A 16,056-nucleotide genomic window follows, 5' to 3' on the forward strand; every position below is an offset into this window, starting at 1 on the left:
GCGTCCCCCAGGCAGCTGTTTCCGATTTCTTTCGGCCACAGAACCTCCCGGACAGTCCGGACCGATCTGGTCCCGTCGGGGCACAATCACGGCACCGGTGAAAAGACGGCTTGATCTCGCGATCATCCCGGTGCCAGGTGGGCCCATGCTATCCCATACTCGCGCCCTTGTTGCCGCAGCTGCCTTTACCTTCGCCACCGGCAAGAAGGTTGCCGGAATCTACGATCACTCCGCAAGACGGGATCGGCGGATCGCCGCCGAGTGCCGGGGGGACCGACTGCAGGGCTTCGACGGCGACCGCGGCGTCAAGTTTGGCGGCACTCTCCCCGAACTCTACGATGCCGGCGACCGGACTTTCGTGTCGTTCGAAACCGATGGCGAAACGATGCACGACCTCAAGATACGGGGCTTCGACCGCGGCACATCGACATTCTACACCGCACAAGTGCGCGATGGTCTCGTCCAGATCTTCGATCATGGCGAGAACGCATGGTTCAGCTACGACATCCAGAACGCTGACGCGGCCCGCAGCTATCACCGCAATACGGGAGCCAGTCTCTAGCCGCAGCGGATATCGCGCCGCTCTGAACGGCCGAAGGGGGGCGCAGACTAGCGCCCCCGCAAGCTTCAGGTTCCGTCGGTGTTGACGCTGGCGATGCCGGGACGCTCAGCGCCCATGCCGGAAAAGCCAATGCAATAGCCGCCATCGACAGGCAGGATCACGCCGGTGACGTAGGCCGCTTCGTCGCTGGCGAGGTAGAGCGCGGCGTTGGCGATGTCCTTTGCAAGGCCCCAGCGGCCCATCGGGATACCGGCCAGAACCGGGTATTCCGCCGGCGGCTCGGCATGGGTCTGCGAGGCTTCGACCAGCCCCGTCCACATCGTGCCCGGCGCAATCGCGTTGATGCGGATGTTCTTGTCAGAATAGTCGAGCGCAGCGGTCTTGGTGAGCTGGTTCACGCCGGCCTTGGCCGCACCGTAGACGCTGTGGTGCTTCCAGCCGACCACGCCCGAGGCGCTGGTGGTGTTCACGATGGCGCCGCCGCCGGTCTTGAGCATCGAAATGACGCCGTACTTCATGCCAAGGAACGCGCCCTTGATGTTCGTGGCGTGAACCTTGTCCCAGGTTTCGGTCGTCTGCGTGTGCAGCGGCGCCATGGGGCCGCCGAAGCCGGCATTGTTGCACAGCACGTCGAGCCGGCCGAAGGTGTCCTCGGCCGTCGCGATCATCGCCTGCACATCGGCCTCGTCCGAAACGTCGCAGTGTACGCCCACGGCATCTCCGCCGAGCGCCGCCGCCACTTCGTCCTGCTTGCCCGAGATGTCGGCGAGCACCAGCTTCGCGCCTTGGGCGTGAAACAGTTCGGCCATGGCTTTGCCCATGCCCGAACCGGCACCGGTAATCACGCAGACCTTGTCCTGAAGCCTTCCAGCCATTGTTCGCTCTCCCTCTTTATCAAATCATGTTTGCCGCACCCGGCCTTACGCTGAAGTGTCGATGGTCGGCCGGATCGAGATTTCCGAGATGTTGGTCCGCCGCGGCATGGCGAGAATGAAAACGATGGCCTCACCGATGTCTCGCGGCTTCACGGCGCCTTCCTTGGCCACGTGCGCCTGGATCGCCTTGCGCCAGTTGGGATCGGTGATGTTGTCGCCCACTTCGGTTTCGGTTGCGCCCGGCATCAGCGTGGTGACGCGGATGTTCCGGTCGCCCAGTTCCTGCCGCATGCCGTCGGTCATGAAATTGACCGCGTGCTTGCTGGCCGAATAAGCGCTGGTCATCGGGCCGCCCTTGCGCCCGGCAAGCGAGGAGATGGTAATGATGTCACCCCCACCCTGCTCGAGCATGTGCGGCACGGCGGCAGCACAGGTATAGACCGTGCCCATCAGGTTGATGTCGATCACCTTGCGGTAGATTTCGGTGTCGCAGTTCTCGATCCCGCCGGCTTCCATGATGCCGGCCGAGTTGATGAGAATGTCGATACTGCCGAGCTTGCTCACGGCTTCCTCGACCGCGCCGCGCGCCTGCTCTTCCACGGTCATATCGCCGGGAATGGCAAGAGCCTTGCCGCCCATCGCCTCGATCTTCTCGACCAGTCCGGCAAGGCGATCGGCACGGCGGGCTGTCATCGCAACAGTCGCCCCGGCTTCGGCAAGGCACAGCGCAGCCCCTTCCCCGATGCCCGAGGAGGCCCCGGTTACGAGCGCGACTTTCCCTTCGAGCGGCTTGGACATTTCAGACATTCTCCCGACAGTTCTTGAATGGGGCGATACGCCCGATCGTATCCATTGGCTGACGCGAGCCGCGTGGAGTGTCAAGAATTTTTGCTGAACATGCGTTCAAATTTCTGGAAGGCGTCGCCGTTTTGTATCCGATTCAGGACCGTTCGTGTCGAGCGAACGGAAAGGTCAAAAGACCTGAACGATACCCCTCACGCGATCACCAGGACCGAACGGTGAATGAAGCGCACCAGATCGGCCTGCCCGCGCGCGCCGGTCTTGGCGTAGATGCGTTTGGAATAAGTCCGGGCCGACTCGACCGTCAGCCCGAGATCGGGCGCCGCCTCGCTGATCGACATGCCGCGGCTGAGCGCAAGCGCCAGCCGCGCTTCGCTCGGCGCCAGATCGAAAAGCTGGGCCAGTTGTTCGCAGCGGTCTGCCGAGGACCAGTTGTCTGCATGGAGGTAGCAGACGATCGCCGGCGCCGCTTGCGTCGTGCCCATCCGCTGGCCGGAGGGAACCAGCAGCAAGTCCAGCCAGGGCTCGCGGCTGAGCACGAGCGCGCGCGGACGGGCCTGCGGATTGCCTTCCATGTCACGGATCGCTGCCAGCAATTGCCGTCGAAGTTCTGGATCGCGGGCCGTCAGCCGCCCATCCTTGCCGCGCGAGAGCCTCCCGGTCCCTTCGAGCATCTGCGTCCCGTGAACATCGGCATCGAGCACCCGCCCCTCGCTGTCGAGAGTGACCCAGCCGAAATTCATCCTCCGCACGGCTTCCTTTGCGACCGATGCCGTCATCCGCTCGCGCTCGAGAACAACGAAGCTTGCAAGCGCGGACCGCAAGTGCGGCGCCAGGTCTTCCAGCAAGCCATCGACCTCGGACGCGAACTCACCGTCACACCGCGTGATCGTGATCCAGCCATTGACACCGCCGCCTTCCGCAAAGCGGATCATGCGCATGTGATTCATGCCTGAGGGGACAAGGAGCTCGGACAGATAGGCATCGTGGCGCGGGTCGCCAAACTGGAGCAGATCTTCCAGCCGGAATGTCTTGCCCTCTTCCATCTCGTGGTAGGGCATCGGGTCGAGGAGATAGAGATTTTCGCGATAGTGCCGCGAAACCGGCGGCGGCGACGGCTGGCCGGAATAGAGGTGGATCACCCGGGCTTCGGGCGTGCCGAGCGGGAGGGGGCGGAACACAAGGCTGGCATAGTCGCCCGCGACACGCGCACGCAAGGCATCGAGGAAACCGCGCCAGGGCGGGTCTTCCACCAGTCCTTCGATCAGCGGCGCCAGCAGCGCCGCAGCATCCTCGCTCGACAACATTATGCATCCCCAAATGGGAATTTTCTTCTTCCGGCCCCTAGCCCACAAATCGGACACGGACAACGCGGCACCCGGGAAGCATCACCACAGCGTTCCGGGCCGCGACCGGGAGAGGACAAGACGCAATGAAAGTGCAACCCGCAGCATTCCTGCGCACCACCCTGCCGCTCGGGATCGACATGGTCGGAGAGTATGACTCTGGCCGCTACCACTCGATCTGGCTGCCCGATCACATGGTCAGCTTCTGGCCCGATTCGATCTGGACACCCGAATTCACCGATCTCGCCAAGGCCTCGCCCAGTCCGCACCGCCACCTCGACGGCATGGCCGTGAGCGCGGCAGCCGCGGTTCTGACCAAGAACACGCCGCTCGCCACCACCGTGGTCGATACGGTGCGCCGCCACCCCTCGCTGCTCGCACAGAGCGCGCTGACCATCAGCCACCTGTCCAAAGGCCGCTTCATTCTCGGCCTCGGCTCGGGCGAACTGGAGAACACGGTGCCCTACGGCTTTGACTTCAAGAAACCGGTAGGCCGCTTCGAGGAAGCCATCAAAGTCATCAAGCTTCTGTGGCATTCGGACGGGCCCGTCGATTTCGAAGGCGAGTTCTACAAGCTCGAACATGCGCGCATGGATACCGAGTTCTACGACGGCAAGGCCCCGCCGATCTGGACAGGTGCCGCGGGCCCGCGCATGCTCGGCATCACCGGGCGCGAAGCCGACGGCTGGTGGCCGGCCGGGGCCTGGACGCCCGAGGACTATGCCGCCAAGCTCAAGACGATCCTCGATGCCGGCGATGCCGCCGGGCGCGACATGAGCCACTTCACTCCGGCGCTTACCCAGATCTGCCTGATCGGCGAACCCGACGAAGTCGAGGAAATGCTGCGGGCTCCGATGGTCAAGTCGATCATCCTGATGATCACGGCCAAGGATCTTGCCGAGTTCGGCTATGAGCACCCGATGGGGCCGGACTGGCGCGGCATCATGGATTTCGATCCGGTAAAGCTGAGCCGCGAGGCCATGCTCAAATTCTGCGACGAGATGAACCCCCAGGCGATCCGCGACATCCTGCCGGTCGGCACGCCAAAGGAAGTCGCACTCAAGATCAAAGGGTTCACCGATGCCGGTGCGCGCGTCTACAAGCTGATGGAATACGGCGCCATGGGCGGGATGAAGTTCTCGGCCACGTCCGCAGCCAAGGTCCGCGAGACCGAGGACGAGATCCAGAAGCTGGTGGAGGGCTGACATGTCCGAAACGATGACCGATCTCGACGCCCGGCAGCTGCTGCAGCATGCGATGGACGAAACCGGCCTGTCCGACTGGGCCGACGAGCGCTTTCCCGAGCGCTTTGCGCTGGCGGTGCAGCATATCAATCAGATCCCGATGGACGAAGCCGGGCGCAAGGCCGCCGCCGAGAACATCCACTGGCTGCTGACCGATCGCCTGAAGTTCTTTCAGGACCGCAAGGACTATCCGCTTGCCCACGAAGTGATCGACCGGCCGCTGTTCGCCACCGGCGAGCCGCGCTCGGGCACCACGCTGATGCACGCGCTGATGTCGGTCGATCCCGATGCGCGGGCGCTGCGCTTCTGGGAAGTGATGCACCCCTCCCCGCCGCCGGGCGCTGTCGCCGGTGAAGACCCGCGCAAGGCCCAGGCTGATGCGGAATGGGAAGAGATCAACACCAAGATGTGGAAGTGGCTGCACTGCCACCCCTACAACGACATGCTCGGCAATGGCCTGCCCGAGGACGAACGCACCTGGGCTTTCGATTTCCGGGTGATGACGCCGACGGCATGGTGGCGCGTGCCGATGCAGAACCTCTCGTTCGGCCTGCCCACCGATCCGAGCGCGCAGTACACAATCCACAAGGCCATGCTGCAGGCCTTCCAGTACAAGCGCGAGCCCAAGTACTGGGTGCTCAAGGGTTTCCACACCACGCGCCTCAAGGAATTCTTCGCGGCCTATCCCGATGCGACGCTGGTCTGGCTGCACCGCGATCCGGTGATGGTCGCAGCCAGTTCGACGATGATGATGTCTGACATCATGGAAGGCATCGTCGGCAAGATCGACCTCGTGAAGGAAGCCAAGATGCACCTCGAGCGGGTGCGCTGGTCGATCGGCAATACCATGAGCAATCCGATGGTGAACGACCCGCGCATCCACCACGTGCTCTATCGCGACTTCGTGGCCGATCCGATCGCGACGATCCGGGGCTACTACGAGTTCGCCGGGCGGCCCTTCGGCGAGCGGCAGGAGGCGGCAATGCGGGACTACCTCGCCAACAACAAGGGCGACCGGCACGGCAAGTTCAAATACTCGACCCAGGTACTGGCCGACGCGGGGTATGACATCGACGAGCTCAATACAGAGTTCGCACCGTTCCGCGAACGCTTCGGGGTGCCGATAGAGGTCAGGAAGTGAAATCCTCCCCAGTATGGGGAGGGAGACCATGCACTAAGCGGATGGGGGAGGGGCAGGTGCAGCAACGCGCTCCCTTTCGGCGACATGCAAACCGCCAGTGCCCCTCCACCATGCTGCGCATGGCCCCCCTCCCCGTGCCGGGGAGGATCTGATGCATCCTCGCGTCTGCCTGCATCAGGTCGCTTTCATGGCCGAATCGACGGCGGCGTTCGTCGATTTTTGCTGCAGCATCGGAGTGCAGCATTGCACGCTCGTCACGCCCAAGCTCGAGCAGCCCCGTGAGTTGGAGACAGCCCGCAAGGCACTGGCTGAAACCGGGGTAAAGCCGGGCTGCATCAACCACCCCTTCGCCATGCGTCCCGACCTCGAAAGCGACAGCGGCGGCGCCACCAAGGGTCTGCTGCAAGCCATCGACATGGCCGCGGACATGGGGGCGCCCTCGATCTATCTGGTGACCGGCGGACGAGGCGCGCTGTCATGGGAACAGGCGGCGGACCGGTTCGCCGAGTTGATCGCCCCCTGCCTCGAGGCGGCGCAGCAAAAGGGCGTGGCGCTGCTGGTCGAAAATGCCTCCGCCCTCAACGTCGACATTCATATCGCGCATACCCTGCCCGACACGACCCGGCTTGCCCGAGCGGCCGGGATCGGGGTGTGCATCGATATCCAGCCCTGCTGGATGGAAGCCGGGCTGAAAGAGAACATGGCCGAGGCCATGCCGCTGACCGGACTCGTGCAGGTCAGCGACTATGTTCTCGGCGACCGCACCGCGCCGAACCGTGCCGTGCCGGGCGATGGCGCCGTGCCGCTGGAACGCATTATCGGCGATATTCTCAACCTCGGCTACGCCGGGCTGTTCGATCTCGAACTCGTCGGTCCGCGCATCGAGCAGGAAGGCGCGCAGGCTGCCAGCAAACGTGCGGCCGATTACCTTTCCAACCTGCTTACAAAACTGGGAGCCTGAACATGCCCTATGGCGACGCCCCTGCCGACAAGGACCTCAAGGCAGCGTGGGACCGGTTCTGCGACGATCTCAAGCAGGCCGGCGCCCATGCGTTCAAGGATGCCAACCCCGCCAATCCGCTGCAGCGCGCGGATGCTTTCCGGTTCCTGACGCAGAACCTCGGGCAGGCCTTCGACCTTGCGCTGGAAACCAAGGATCCGGCCTTCCCGCAGATCCACTACTTCACGACGCCGACGATGAAGCTGGGCGGGGACGTCGCCGACTTCACCTATCGGCAGGCATGGATCTCCGGCGAACACGCCTACCGGATTACCGGCAAGCGCGGCACCGCGCGCTGGCTCAACATCACCGTACAGGGGCCGCGTCCGGAGAAGATCCCCGGCACCGACTGGCCCAGCCTGCATGAGCCCTTCGGCGACATCCCCGAGTGCAACATCCTCGGCGCGCAGATCGAGACCGATGCCGACGGGACCTTCGAACTGTTCATCGGCGGCGAGGAGCGGTCGGCCAACTGGCTGCCCACCACGCCGGGTAGCCGCAAGCTCTTCATCCGCGAGGCCTTCGATGCCTGGGGCGAGACGCCCACGACGCTTTCGATAGAACGCATCGGCATGGCCGAGCCGCGCCCGATGCCCTCGCCCGAGCGCATGACCGAAGCCATGGACTGGGCCGGACGCTTCGTCTCCGGACTGATGGAACAATGGCCCGAGCATTCGTGGATGACCTCGCGCGGGGTCTGTGATCCCGATCAGCTCAATGCCTTCCCTGCCGACAAGTCCGCCAACGATGCCTCGGACGCCAAGCGCGGACGCATGGCCGCGCATATGATCTGGCGCCTGGAGCCCGACGAGGCACTGATCGTCGAGATGGACATGCACGACGGCTTCTGGATCTTCGGCATGGGCGGCGCCTTCATGGGGTCGATGGACTTCCTCCACCGCCCGGTCAGCTACACACCCGCGCGCACCAAAGTCGATCCGGACAATGTCGTGCGCTTCGTCATCGCGCACGACGATCCCGGCGTGCACAACTGGCTCGACACCCAAGGCTTCAGCGACGGCAACCTCACCTACCGCAACCTGATGAGCCAGAACCCGGCGAGCTTCCGCACCCGGCTGGTGAAGCGTGCGGAGGTGATGGAGCACCTGCTTGCAGGCACCGCCACGGTTTCGCCCAAACAGCGCGCAGCCATGCTGATGGAACGCTACCGCGCAATCAAACTGCGCTTCGGGATCTGATCGCTACTCGGCGTGAACCGAAGGTACCGGCTCCGGTGCACGAGACGCCTTGCGCATCAGCAGCGCCAGCGGTGCCGCGAGCACGGCCATGATCAGGATCGCACGATAGGAATTGACGTAGGCGACCATGGCTGCCTGCCGGCTGATCTCTCCCATGATTGCCTGCACGCCCGGGACATTCGTCACGTCGAAATCCGGCATGCTCCAGGCTATCACCGGATTGTCCGCCCGCACGCGTTCCACGAGGTGTGACTGCACCTGCGCCTGATCGCGGATCGTCGCCGCCTGGATCAGCGAGATGCCCGCCGCGCCCGACAGGTTGCGCACCAGCGTGAAGATCGTCGAGCCCTCGTTGCGGTGCTCTCTCGGCAGGGTAGAAAAGACGATCATCGTCAGCGGCAGGAACAGCAGGCCCGATCCGCAGCCCTGCAAGAAGGTAACGAACCCCATGCGCGCCTGGCTCACTTCGAGCGACATCGACGACAGCAGAGACAGGCTGCCCACCAGCAAGGCCATTCCCGCGAAAATCAGGTAGCGCGCGTCGATCACGGAGACGAGGCGCCCCACGACCATGATCGTCAGGAGATTGCCGATCGCGCGCGGGGTGGAGATCAGACCGGCCAGCAGAACCGGATAGCCCAGCAGTTGCTGCATCATGCTGGTCATGATCGGGATCACGCCCGTCAGGAAGACCCCGGTCACGGCGGACAGCATCGTGCCGAGCAGGAAGTTGCGGTCCTTGAAGATCACCGGCTTGATGAACGGATCGCGGGCGGTGAGCATGTGGACGACGGCGATATAGGCAAACAGTCCTGCAACGGTCGCCTCGATGCAGATCTCGGTCGAATCGAACCAGTCGAGCATCTGTCCGCGATCGAGCATGAGCTGGAACGCCGCGATCGAGACAGAGACGAATGCGAACCCGCGCGCATCGAAAGGGCTGGCACGACTGAGGTGCACTTCCTTCGCGAAGATCATCAGCCCCAGCAAGGCGACCACGCCGACCGGCGCATTGACCAGAAAGATCGAGCGCCACGACACGTATTCGGTCAGCCAGCCTCCCAGAACCGGCCCCATCATAGGCCCGAGCAGAGTGCCCATGCCGAAGGCGGCAATCGCCGGTCCTTGCTTTTCCGGCGGGTTAATGTCGAGCAGCAGGACCTGGCTCAGCGGGACGAGGCTCGCCCCCGAAAAGCCCTGCACAATGCGCGCGAAAACCAGAAACTCCAGCGTCGGCGCGAGCCCGCAGGCGACCGAACTGATCGTGAAGCCAACCACCGACAGCGCCATGACGCGCACCCGCCCGAACCGGTCCGCCAGCCAGCCCGCCAGTGGCGTCGCAATGGCACCGGCCAGCAGATAGGAGGTGAGAACCCACGCGATCTGATCCTGCGAGGCACCCAGCGCGCTCTGGATGTGGGGCAACGCGATCACCGCGATGGTGCCGTCGAGCGTCACCATCAGCACGGCGAGGATCGTGGCGCCCGTGATCAGCAACCGGCGCGACGGATCGGGATAAGTCGCGCTGTCCATAGTCCCCTGCGGTTATACTAAGCGTGCTTAGCAACTCTCGCATGCGCGGCGCCGACGGACAAGCGCGGCGCCAGCAGCATCGCGCTACCGATAGGGATCAGCGCCCTTTCCACTCCGGCTTGCGCTTTTCGGCAAAGGCGCGCGGGCCTTCCTGCGCATCTTCGGAATGATAGGTCAGCTCGTGCGCGGCACGGGCGGCCTGCAAGGCAGCGCTGCGGCCCATTTCGGTGGAAAGCATCACTGTCTCGCGCGCGGCCTTGACCGACAGCGGAGCGCCTTCCAGCACTTCCTTCGCCAGTTCGATCGCCGCATCAAGCGCACCGCCGGGTTCGGTCAGGCGATTGACCAGACCAATCTCATAGGCGCGCTCTGCCGTGATCGGCTTTCCGGTCAGCACGATCTCCATGAAGATGCGCTGCGGGATCATGTGGATCAGCGGCGCCGCCCAGGGCGAGCCGCGCCCGACCTTCACCTCGGTGATCGCGAACCTGGCGTTGGTGCTGGCGACGCACAGGTCGCAGGCCTGCGCGATCATCCAGCCGCCCGCCATGGCATGGCCATTGACCGCGGCGATGGTCGGCTTGCTCAGTTCGATGCTGTCGTAGGGCAGCGGGAACATGTCGCGCGGCGGCACTTTCATGCCCGTCTCGACCATCTCCTTGAGATCGCCGCCTGCGCAGAAGGCCTTTTCGCCGCTACCGGTAAGGATGGCGATGCGCATGGCATCGTCCGCCTCGAACCGCGTCCAGGCCTCGCGCAGCCCCTCGCGCACGTCGCGACTGAGGCAATTGCGCTGATCCGGGCGGTTGATGGTCAGAATCGCGATGCCATCTTCGCGGGCATCGTAAAGAACGGCATCGGTCATGACAGAGATTCCATTTGGCTCACGCGGAGGCGCGGGGACGCGGAGAATAGAAAGGCACGTTCGCGCAAAGGCGCAAAGGCGCAAAGGCGCGAAGAGAGGGCGTTTGCGGCGAAGCCGCTTTCGTAACATCCGTTGCGTCAGTCGCCACAGCAGATTGCCAGACAGACGCCGGCGGCGTCGTGCGGCCTCTTCGCGCCTCTGCGGCTTTGCGCGAACCTGCTTGCTCCGCGTCTCCGCGCCTCCGCGTGATCATGTCAGAACCCACGTTTCGCGATTTCGTGGGCCGTGCGGTCCAGCTCTTCCCGGAAATCCGGGTGCGCAATAGCGACCAGCCGCCGAGCGCGTTCGGCCAGCGACTGGCCTTTCAGTTCTGCCGCGCCGAATTCAGTAACGACGATATCGACCTCGGTGCGAGCGGAAGTGACGGGTCCGCCGAGCTTTGGCACGATCTTGCTCAGCGTTCCGCCCTTCGCGGTCGCGCCCAGCACCATCAGCGAAGCGCCGCCCGGCGAACGGGCACCGGCGCGCACGAAGTCCACCTGCCCGCCAGTGCCGCCGACATAGGAATTGCCCACCTGCTCGGCATTGACCTGCCCGGTGAGATCGACCTCGACCGCCGAGTTGATCGTGACGAGGCGCGAGAGCCGGCCCAGCACGCCCGCATCGTGGGTGTAGCTGGTCGGCGTCATGCGGATCGACGGGTTGTTGTGCGCCCAGTCGTAGAGCCGCTTCGTGCCGATCAGCGCGCCATTGATCGAAACGCCGGTGTCGATTTCCTTGCGCGCATTGGTGAGCACGCCGGCCTCGGCCAATTCGACGAGACCGTCACCCAGCATGCCCGAGTGGACGCCCAGATCCTTGCGGTCGTGCAGCAGGCGCAGGATCGCATCAGGCACCGCGCCGACGCCGGTCTGGATCACCGAACCATCACCGATGTATTCCGCGCAGAATTTCGCGATGGCCTCGTCGGTCGGACCGATCTTGGCGGGCGCGACTTCCACCGGGGTGCGGGACACCGGCACTGCCACGTCGATAGCGCTGCCGGGGATCAGTTCGCCCTGCACGTAGGGCACCTGTTCGTTGACTTCGGCGATCACCACGCGGGCCTTTTCGACCGCCGCGCGCACATAGTCGGAGATCAGACCGCAGGAGTGATTGCCCTCGGCATCCGCCGGGCTCACCTGGATCATCGCCACGTCGCAGGGCATCACGCCCCATTCGATCAGCGGTGCGACCTGGCTGACGTGGACGGGGATCACGTCGAGCAGGTTGGCCTTGGTCATCGAACGCAGCGCGCCGATCGCCCCCATGCTGGACAGGCGGAATGCGCTCGCGGTTTCCGGCGTGAACAGGCCGGAGAAGCTGGTGGCGATGAAGGCACCGAGATCGCCGATGGCCGGCCCTTGGGCAATCAGCGCTTCCACCAGCGTTGTGGGCTCGCCGCAGGCCTGGCCGAAGACCACGCGGTCCCCGGCCTTCAGGTACTTGGAGAGGTCCAATGCCTCTGGGATGACAATTTCGGTCATGTCCGGGTTACCTCTCGTTCCCCACTCCGCTCATCCTGAGCTTGTCGAAGGATAGATCCACGCGCAGCGCCAGCGTCCTTCGACAGGCTCAGAACGAGCGGGCGTGGATCGGCATCACAGCTTGCCTGCCTGCTTCAGCAGTCGCTCGGCACGGGCCAGATAGGGCCGGTCGAGCATGCCACCTTTCCAGCCTATCGCACCCACGCCGGGGTTGGCGGCGAAGACATCGACGATTTCCTGCGCTTCGGCAATTTCGGCTTCGGTCGGCGTGAAGGCCGCATTGATCACGGGGATCTGCGCCGGGTGGATAGCCAGCATGCCGCCATAACCGTCGCGCCGAACCTTTTCGGCGCGGGCCTTGAGCGCATCGAGATCGCGGAAGTCAGCGCTGATCGTCTCGATCGCGGTCACGCCCGCCGTCGCCGCACCCAGCACGCAGAAGCTGCGGGCCATTTCATACGTGAAGGAATAGGAGCCGTCCGGATTGCGGTTGGACGAGGCACCGATCGAATCCGCCAGATCCTCCGCGCCCCAGGTCAGCGCGACCACGCGCGGGCAGTCCTTGTAGTCGCCCCAGTGGAACATAGCTTCCGCGGTCTCGGTCATCAGCACGATCAGCGGGGTGGAGCCCTGCTCGATGCCATTGGCGACTTCGAAAGCCTCAAGATACTTGTCGAGCGTTTCCACGTCCTGCCGGCCATAGACCTTGGGCAGCATGATCCCCCCCGGATGCGCGGGCATCACCGCGGCCAGATCGAGCAGCGTGTAAGGCCCGTCGAGCGGGTTCACGCGCACCCACAGGCGGTGGCGCTGCTGAGGATTGGCCTTGATGAAATCGTGAACCATCGGGCGCGCGTTGGCTTTGTTGTCGATGGCCACCGCATCCTCGAGATCGATCAGGACGATATCGGCATCGCCCTCCATCGCCTTGGTCATCTTCTTTTCGCTGTCGCCCGGGGCAAAGAGCCAGGAGCGGGCGGAGATGGGTTCGTGCTGGACGGGCATAGGATCCTCTCGATCCCTTCCCCCTCGATGGGGGAAGGATACGTAGCCTTGGCGACGCAGGAGCCTAGGCGAAGTTGGTTGGGGGTGATGCAGCCCCTGCGGCTTTACGCGGGAGGGCCATCACCCCCTCCCAACTACGGCTAGCGTCCGCTGCGCGGCCACAAGCCTTCGTATCCCTCCTCCATCGAGGGGGAGGAAGCTATGGTCAATACGACTTCGGCAGTTCCAGAACCCGCTCGGCGATGTAGTTCATGATCTGGTGCGGGCTGACCGGGGCAATGCGCGGAATCATCACCTCGCGAAAATAGCGTTCGACATGATATTCCTGCGCATAGCCCATGCCGCCCATCGACATGACCGCCGTCTGGCAGGCCTCGTATCCGGCCTCTGCCGCCAGGAACTTGGCGGCATTCGCCTCGGCGCCGCAGTCCTCGCCCTTGTCGAACAGCGTGGCGGCCTTGAGGACCATGAGGCTCGCCGCCTCCACCTGCATCCAGGCCTTGGCCAGCGGATGCTGGATGCCCTGGTTCTGGCCGATCGGGCGACCGAACACCACGCGTTCGCGGGCATAGCGGCTGGCTTTCTGAATCGCGACGCGGCCAAGGCCGGTCGCTTCGGCGCCGAGCAGCACGCGTTCGGGATTGAGGCCCTGCAGCAGGATCTTGAAGCCCTGCCCTTCCTCGCCGATGCGGTCTTCCTCGGGAATGAACAGGTCGGTGATGAACAGCATGTTCGAGCCGACAGCGTGGCGGCCCATCTTGGGGATCAGCTGGTGCTCGATGTGCTCACGGTCGAGCCTGGTATAGAACAGCGTCAGCCCTTCGGTCTTGCGCTTGACCTCTTCGAGCGGCGTAGTGCGCGCGATCAGCAGCATCTTGTCCGCCACATGCGCGTTGGTGATCCAGATCTTCTCGCCGTTCACCTTGTAACCGCCCGGCACCTTTTCGGCGCGGGTCTTGAGGCTGGTGGTGTCGAGACCGGTGTTAGGCTCGGTAACGGCAAAGCACATCTTCTCCTCACCCGACAGGATCGGCGGGATCATGCGCTGCTGCTGTTCCTCCGTGCCGAACAGGATCACCGGCTCCAGCCCGAAGACAGGCCCGTGGATCGCGGAAGCCGCGGTCATGCCGCCGCCGCTCTCGGCCACCGCCTGCATCATCACCGCCGCTTCGGTAATACCAAGCCCGGCACCGCCGACCGATTCGGGCATGGCCACGCCCAGCCATCCGGCCTCGGCCATCGTCATGTGGAATTCGAACGGAAATTCGCCGCTGCGATCCTTTTCCAGCCAGTACTCGTCGGAGAACTGCGAGCAGTGCTTCAGGACAGCTTCGCGAATATTCTGCTGGTCTTCGTTGAGTGAGAAATCCACGGGACTCGACCTTTCCTCTGCACAGACGCCGCGCGGCAGCGCGGACCTTCCCAGTTTCGCTTCGGTTTGAGCGTGAACGGGAATTAGCAGCGCAAGACGCCCTGCACAACCAGCTTTGTGCCGATATCGGTTCGTTGAACGAAAATACGCATGGACCTGCTATCGTGGCTGCGCTATCAGACTCGCAAGATAACGGAGAGCGACATGGCTGAAGAGGCACCATCCCCATCAACGGCAGACGCGTCCGCGCGTAGCGGACCGCTGGCCGGGATTCGCGTGATCGACCTCACCAGTGTCGTATTCGGTCCCTATGCCACGCAGATCATGGCCGACATGGGTGCCGAGGTCATCAAGGTCGAGCCGCCCGCAGGCGACAACACGCGCTGGATCACCGAAGGCCCGGTTCCGGGCATGGGCGGTATCTACGTCAACGTGAACCGCGGCAAGCGCGGGGTGATGCTGGACCTGCGGCAGGAGCAGGACAAGCAGACGCTGCAAAAGCTGATCGCCACCGCCGACGTCTTCATCCACTCGATGCGCGGCAGCGCGATCAGGAAGCTGGGCTTCGACTACGAGTCGGTCCGCGCGATCCGTCCGGACATCGTCTATACCAACTGCTACGGCTATTCCCGTCGTGGGCCCGAGAGCGACAAGCCCGCCTATGACGACACCATCCAGGCCGAATGCGGCATTCCCTATGTTCAGGGCCTGATGAACGGCGAGCCCGGCTACGTCGCCACGATCATGGCCGACAAGGTCGCCGGTCTCCATGCCCTCTACGCCACTATGATGGCACTGTTCCACCGCGAGCGGACTGGTGAAGGCCAGGAAGTGGAAGTCACCATGTTCGAAGCCATGTCCTCGTTCATGCTGGTCGAACACGCCAATGGTGCCATGTTCTCGCCGCCGACCACGCCCGCGCACTATCACCGCGCCGTCGAAAAGAACCGCCGCCCCTACAAGACCAAGGACGGCTACGTCGCCGCGCTCGTCTACAACGACAAGCACTGGAATGCCTTCATGGAGGCGATCCAGCCCGAATGGGCCATGGGTGAACGAGGCAACGAGTTCTCCACGCTGGAAAAACGCGCGAAGCAGATCGGCCGGGTCTATGGCCTGCTGGGCGAGACCTTCCTCACCCGGACGACGCAGGAATGGCTCGACACGCTGAAGGCGCTGCACATTCCCTGCGCCCCGCTGCGCTCGACCGACGACCTGTTCGACAACGAACACCTGAACGCGATCGGCTTCTTCGAGGAGGTCGAGACCGCACAGGGCCCCGTGCGCTTTCCTGGTGTGCCGACCTGGTTCTCGGCGACGCCGGGCAAGGTCCATGGCCCCTCCCCGATGCTGGGTGAGGACAACGCTGCCGTGCTGGCCGAACTGGAGGAGAACGCCGAGGCGATTGCTGCAGGCGCAGATGCCTCCAAGTGAACAGTAGTGTTGATTTGAACGGAAGAGAGCTTAGTCATTCCTGCAAAGCGCGTATCGCGATCACGCCTTGGGAGAGTGACTGAAATCCACCCGCACGGTCCACTTCGGCAACAGCATGTCCGCTGTCCGGAGCCGTGAACGAAACTTACGCGA

At 64.0% G+C, this 16,056-nt stretch carries 14 protein-coding genes; 6 read left to right on the forward strand and 8 right to left on the reverse strand.

Annotated features, from left to right (window positions below; all coding sequences use genetic code 11):
• Positions 1–145: 145 nt before the first annotated feature.
• Positions 146–562: a hypothetical protein gene (locus IEX64_RS16725; RefSeq protein ID WP_188821321.1), complete on the forward strand. Its 417-nt coding sequence runs from the start codon at positions 146–148 to the stop codon at positions 560–562.
• A gap of 65 nt (positions 563–627) precedes the next feature.
• On the opposite strand, the gene IEX64_RS16730 is transcribed toward IEX64_RS16725, so the two are convergent.
• From IEX64_RS16730 to IEX64_RS16740, 3 genes are all read right to left on the reverse strand, one after another.
• The gene (locus IEX64_RS16730; protein WP_188821323.1) at positions 628–1,437 is read right to left on the reverse strand and encodes an SDR family NAD(P)-dependent oxidoreductase; all 810 of its coding nucleotides are present in this window, start codon (positions 1,435–1,437) and stop codon (positions 628–630) included.
• A gap of 45 nt (positions 1,438–1,482) precedes the next feature.
• Positions 1,483–2,235, reverse strand: a complete 753-nt coding sequence (locus IEX64_RS16735) for an SDR family oxidoreductase (RefSeq protein WP_308422612.1) — start codon at positions 2,233–2,235, stop codon at positions 1,483–1,485.
• A 197-nt stretch (positions 2,236–2,432) separates the two neighbouring features.
• Entirely contained in the window at positions 2,433–3,545 is a 1,113-nt protein-coding gene (locus tag IEX64_RS16740) for a helix-turn-helix transcriptional regulator (protein ID WP_188821327.1), read from the reverse strand.
• Positions 3,546–3,670: 125 nt separating this feature from the next.
• On the opposite strand from IEX64_RS16740, the gene IEX64_RS16745 reads away from it, so the two are divergent.
• From IEX64_RS16745 to IEX64_RS16760, 4 genes are all read left to right on the forward strand, one after another.
• Complete coding sequence (locus IEX64_RS16745) at positions 3,671–4,789, forward strand: LLM class flavin-dependent oxidoreductase (RefSeq protein ID WP_188821329.1); 1,119 nt, start codon at positions 3,671–3,673, stop codon at positions 4,787–4,789.
• A gap of 1 nt (position 4,790) precedes the next feature.
• Positions 4,791–5,969, forward strand: a complete 1,179-nt coding sequence (locus IEX64_RS16750) for a sulfotransferase family protein (protein ID WP_188821331.1) — start codon at positions 4,791–4,793, stop codon at positions 5,967–5,969.
• A gap of 151 nt (positions 5,970–6,120) precedes the next feature.
• The gene (locus IEX64_RS16755; RefSeq protein WP_188821333.1) at positions 6,121–6,930 is read left to right on the forward strand and encodes a sugar phosphate isomerase/epimerase family protein; all 810 of its coding nucleotides are present in this window, start codon (positions 6,121–6,123) and stop codon (positions 6,928–6,930) included.
• A 2-nt stretch (positions 6,931–6,932) separates the two neighbouring features.
• A complete protein-coding gene (locus tag IEX64_RS16760; RefSeq protein ID WP_188821335.1) occupies positions 6,933–8,168 on the forward strand; it encodes a DUF1214 domain-containing protein in 1,236 nt (411 codons plus the stop codon).
• Positions 8,169–8,171: 3 nt separating this feature from the next.
• Here the strand turns inward: IEX64_RS16760 and IEX64_RS16765 are convergent, their stop codons facing one another.
• The 5 genes from IEX64_RS16765 to IEX64_RS16785 all read right to left on the reverse strand — a co-directional run bounded on the left by IEX64_RS16765 (position 8,172) and on the right by IEX64_RS16785 (position 14,469).
• Positions 8,172–9,701: a DHA2 family efflux MFS transporter permease subunit gene (locus IEX64_RS16765; protein WP_188821337.1), complete on the reverse strand. Its 1,530-nt coding sequence runs from the start codon at positions 9,699–9,701 to the stop codon at positions 8,172–8,174.
• 97 nt (positions 9,702–9,798) lie between these two features.
• Positions 9,799–10,566 carry an enoyl-CoA hydratase/isomerase family protein gene (locus IEX64_RS16770; protein WP_188821339.1) on the reverse strand — a complete coding sequence of 256 codons (768 nt, stop codon included), beginning with the start codon at positions 10,564–10,566 and terminating at the stop codon, positions 9,799–9,801.
• Positions 10,567–10,820: 254 nt separating this feature from the next.
• The gene (locus IEX64_RS16775; protein WP_188821341.1) at positions 10,821–12,092 is read right to left on the reverse strand and encodes an acetyl-CoA hydrolase/transferase family protein; all 1,272 of its coding nucleotides are present in this window, start codon (positions 12,090–12,092) and stop codon (positions 10,821–10,823) included.
• Between the two features lie 114 nt (positions 12,093–12,206).
• A complete protein-coding gene (locus tag IEX64_RS16780) occupies positions 12,207–13,097 on the reverse strand; it encodes an HpcH/HpaI aldolase/citrate lyase family protein (protein WP_188821343.1) in 891 nt (296 codons plus the stop codon).
• 205 nt (positions 13,098–13,302) lie between these two features.
• On the reverse strand, positions 13,303–14,469 hold the full coding sequence (locus tag IEX64_RS16785; RefSeq protein ID WP_188821345.1) for an acyl-CoA dehydrogenase family protein: 1,167 nt from the start codon (positions 14,467–14,469) through the stop codon (positions 13,303–13,305).
• A 204-nt stretch (positions 14,470–14,673) separates the two neighbouring features.
• Between IEX64_RS16785 and IEX64_RS16790 the strand changes: the two genes are divergently transcribed.
• Positions 14,674–15,903, forward strand: a complete 1,230-nt coding sequence (locus IEX64_RS16790; RefSeq protein ID WP_188821347.1) for a CaiB/BaiF CoA transferase family protein — start codon at positions 14,674–14,676, stop codon at positions 15,901–15,903.
• Positions 15,904–16,056 lie beyond the last annotated feature (153 nt).

This window comes from Novosphingobium indicum (genome assembly GCF_014645195.1).
GTDB classification, from domain to species: domain Bacteria; phylum Pseudomonadota; class Alphaproteobacteria; order Sphingomonadales; family Sphingomonadaceae; genus Novosphingobium; species Novosphingobium indicum.

Coding starts and splice junctions, on each gene's coding strand:
- IEX64_RS16725 (WP_188821321.1), top strand. CDS start 146: ATGCTATCCCATACTCGCGCCCTTGTTGCCGCAGCTGCCTTTACCTTC.
- IEX64_RS16730 (WP_188821323.1), bottom strand. CDS start 1,437: ATGGCTGGAAGGCTTCAGGACAAGGTCTGCGTGATTACCGGTGCCGGT.
- IEX64_RS16735 (WP_308422612.1), bottom strand. CDS start 2,235: ATGTCCAAGCCGCTCGAAGGGAAAGTCGCGCTCGTAACCGGGGCCTCC.
- IEX64_RS16740 (WP_188821327.1), bottom strand. CDS start 3,545: ATGTTGTCGAGCGAGGATGCTGCGGCGCTGCTGGCGCCGCTGATCGAA.
- IEX64_RS16745 (WP_188821329.1), top strand. CDS start 3,671: ATGAAAGTGCAACCCGCAGCATTCCTGCGCACCACCCTGCCGCTCGGG.
- IEX64_RS16750 (WP_188821331.1), top strand. CDS start 4,791: ATGTCCGAAACGATGACCGATCTCGACGCCCGGCAGCTGCTGCAGCAT.
- IEX64_RS16755 (WP_188821333.1), top strand. CDS start 6,121: ATGCATCCTCGCGTCTGCCTGCATCAGGTCGCTTTCATGGCCGAATCG.
- IEX64_RS16760 (WP_188821335.1), top strand. CDS start 6,933: ATGCCCTATGGCGACGCCCCTGCCGACAAGGACCTCAAGGCAGCGTGG.
- IEX64_RS16765 (WP_188821337.1), bottom strand. CDS start 9,701: ATGGACAGCGCGACTTATCCCGATCCGTCGCGCCGGTTGCTGATCACG.
- IEX64_RS16770 (WP_188821339.1), bottom strand. CDS start 10,566: ATGACCGATGCCGTTCTTTACGATGCCCGCGAAGATGGCATCGCGATT.
- IEX64_RS16775 (WP_188821341.1), bottom strand. CDS start 12,092: ATGACCGAAATTGTCATCCCAGAGGCATTGGACCTCTCCAAGTACCTG.
- IEX64_RS16780 (WP_188821343.1), bottom strand. CDS start 13,097: ATGCCCGTCCAGCACGAACCCATCTCCGCCCGCTCCTGGCTCTTTGCC.
- IEX64_RS16790 (WP_188821347.1), top strand. CDS start 14,674: ATGGCTGAAGAGGCACCATCCCCATCAACGGCAGACGCGTCCGCGCGT.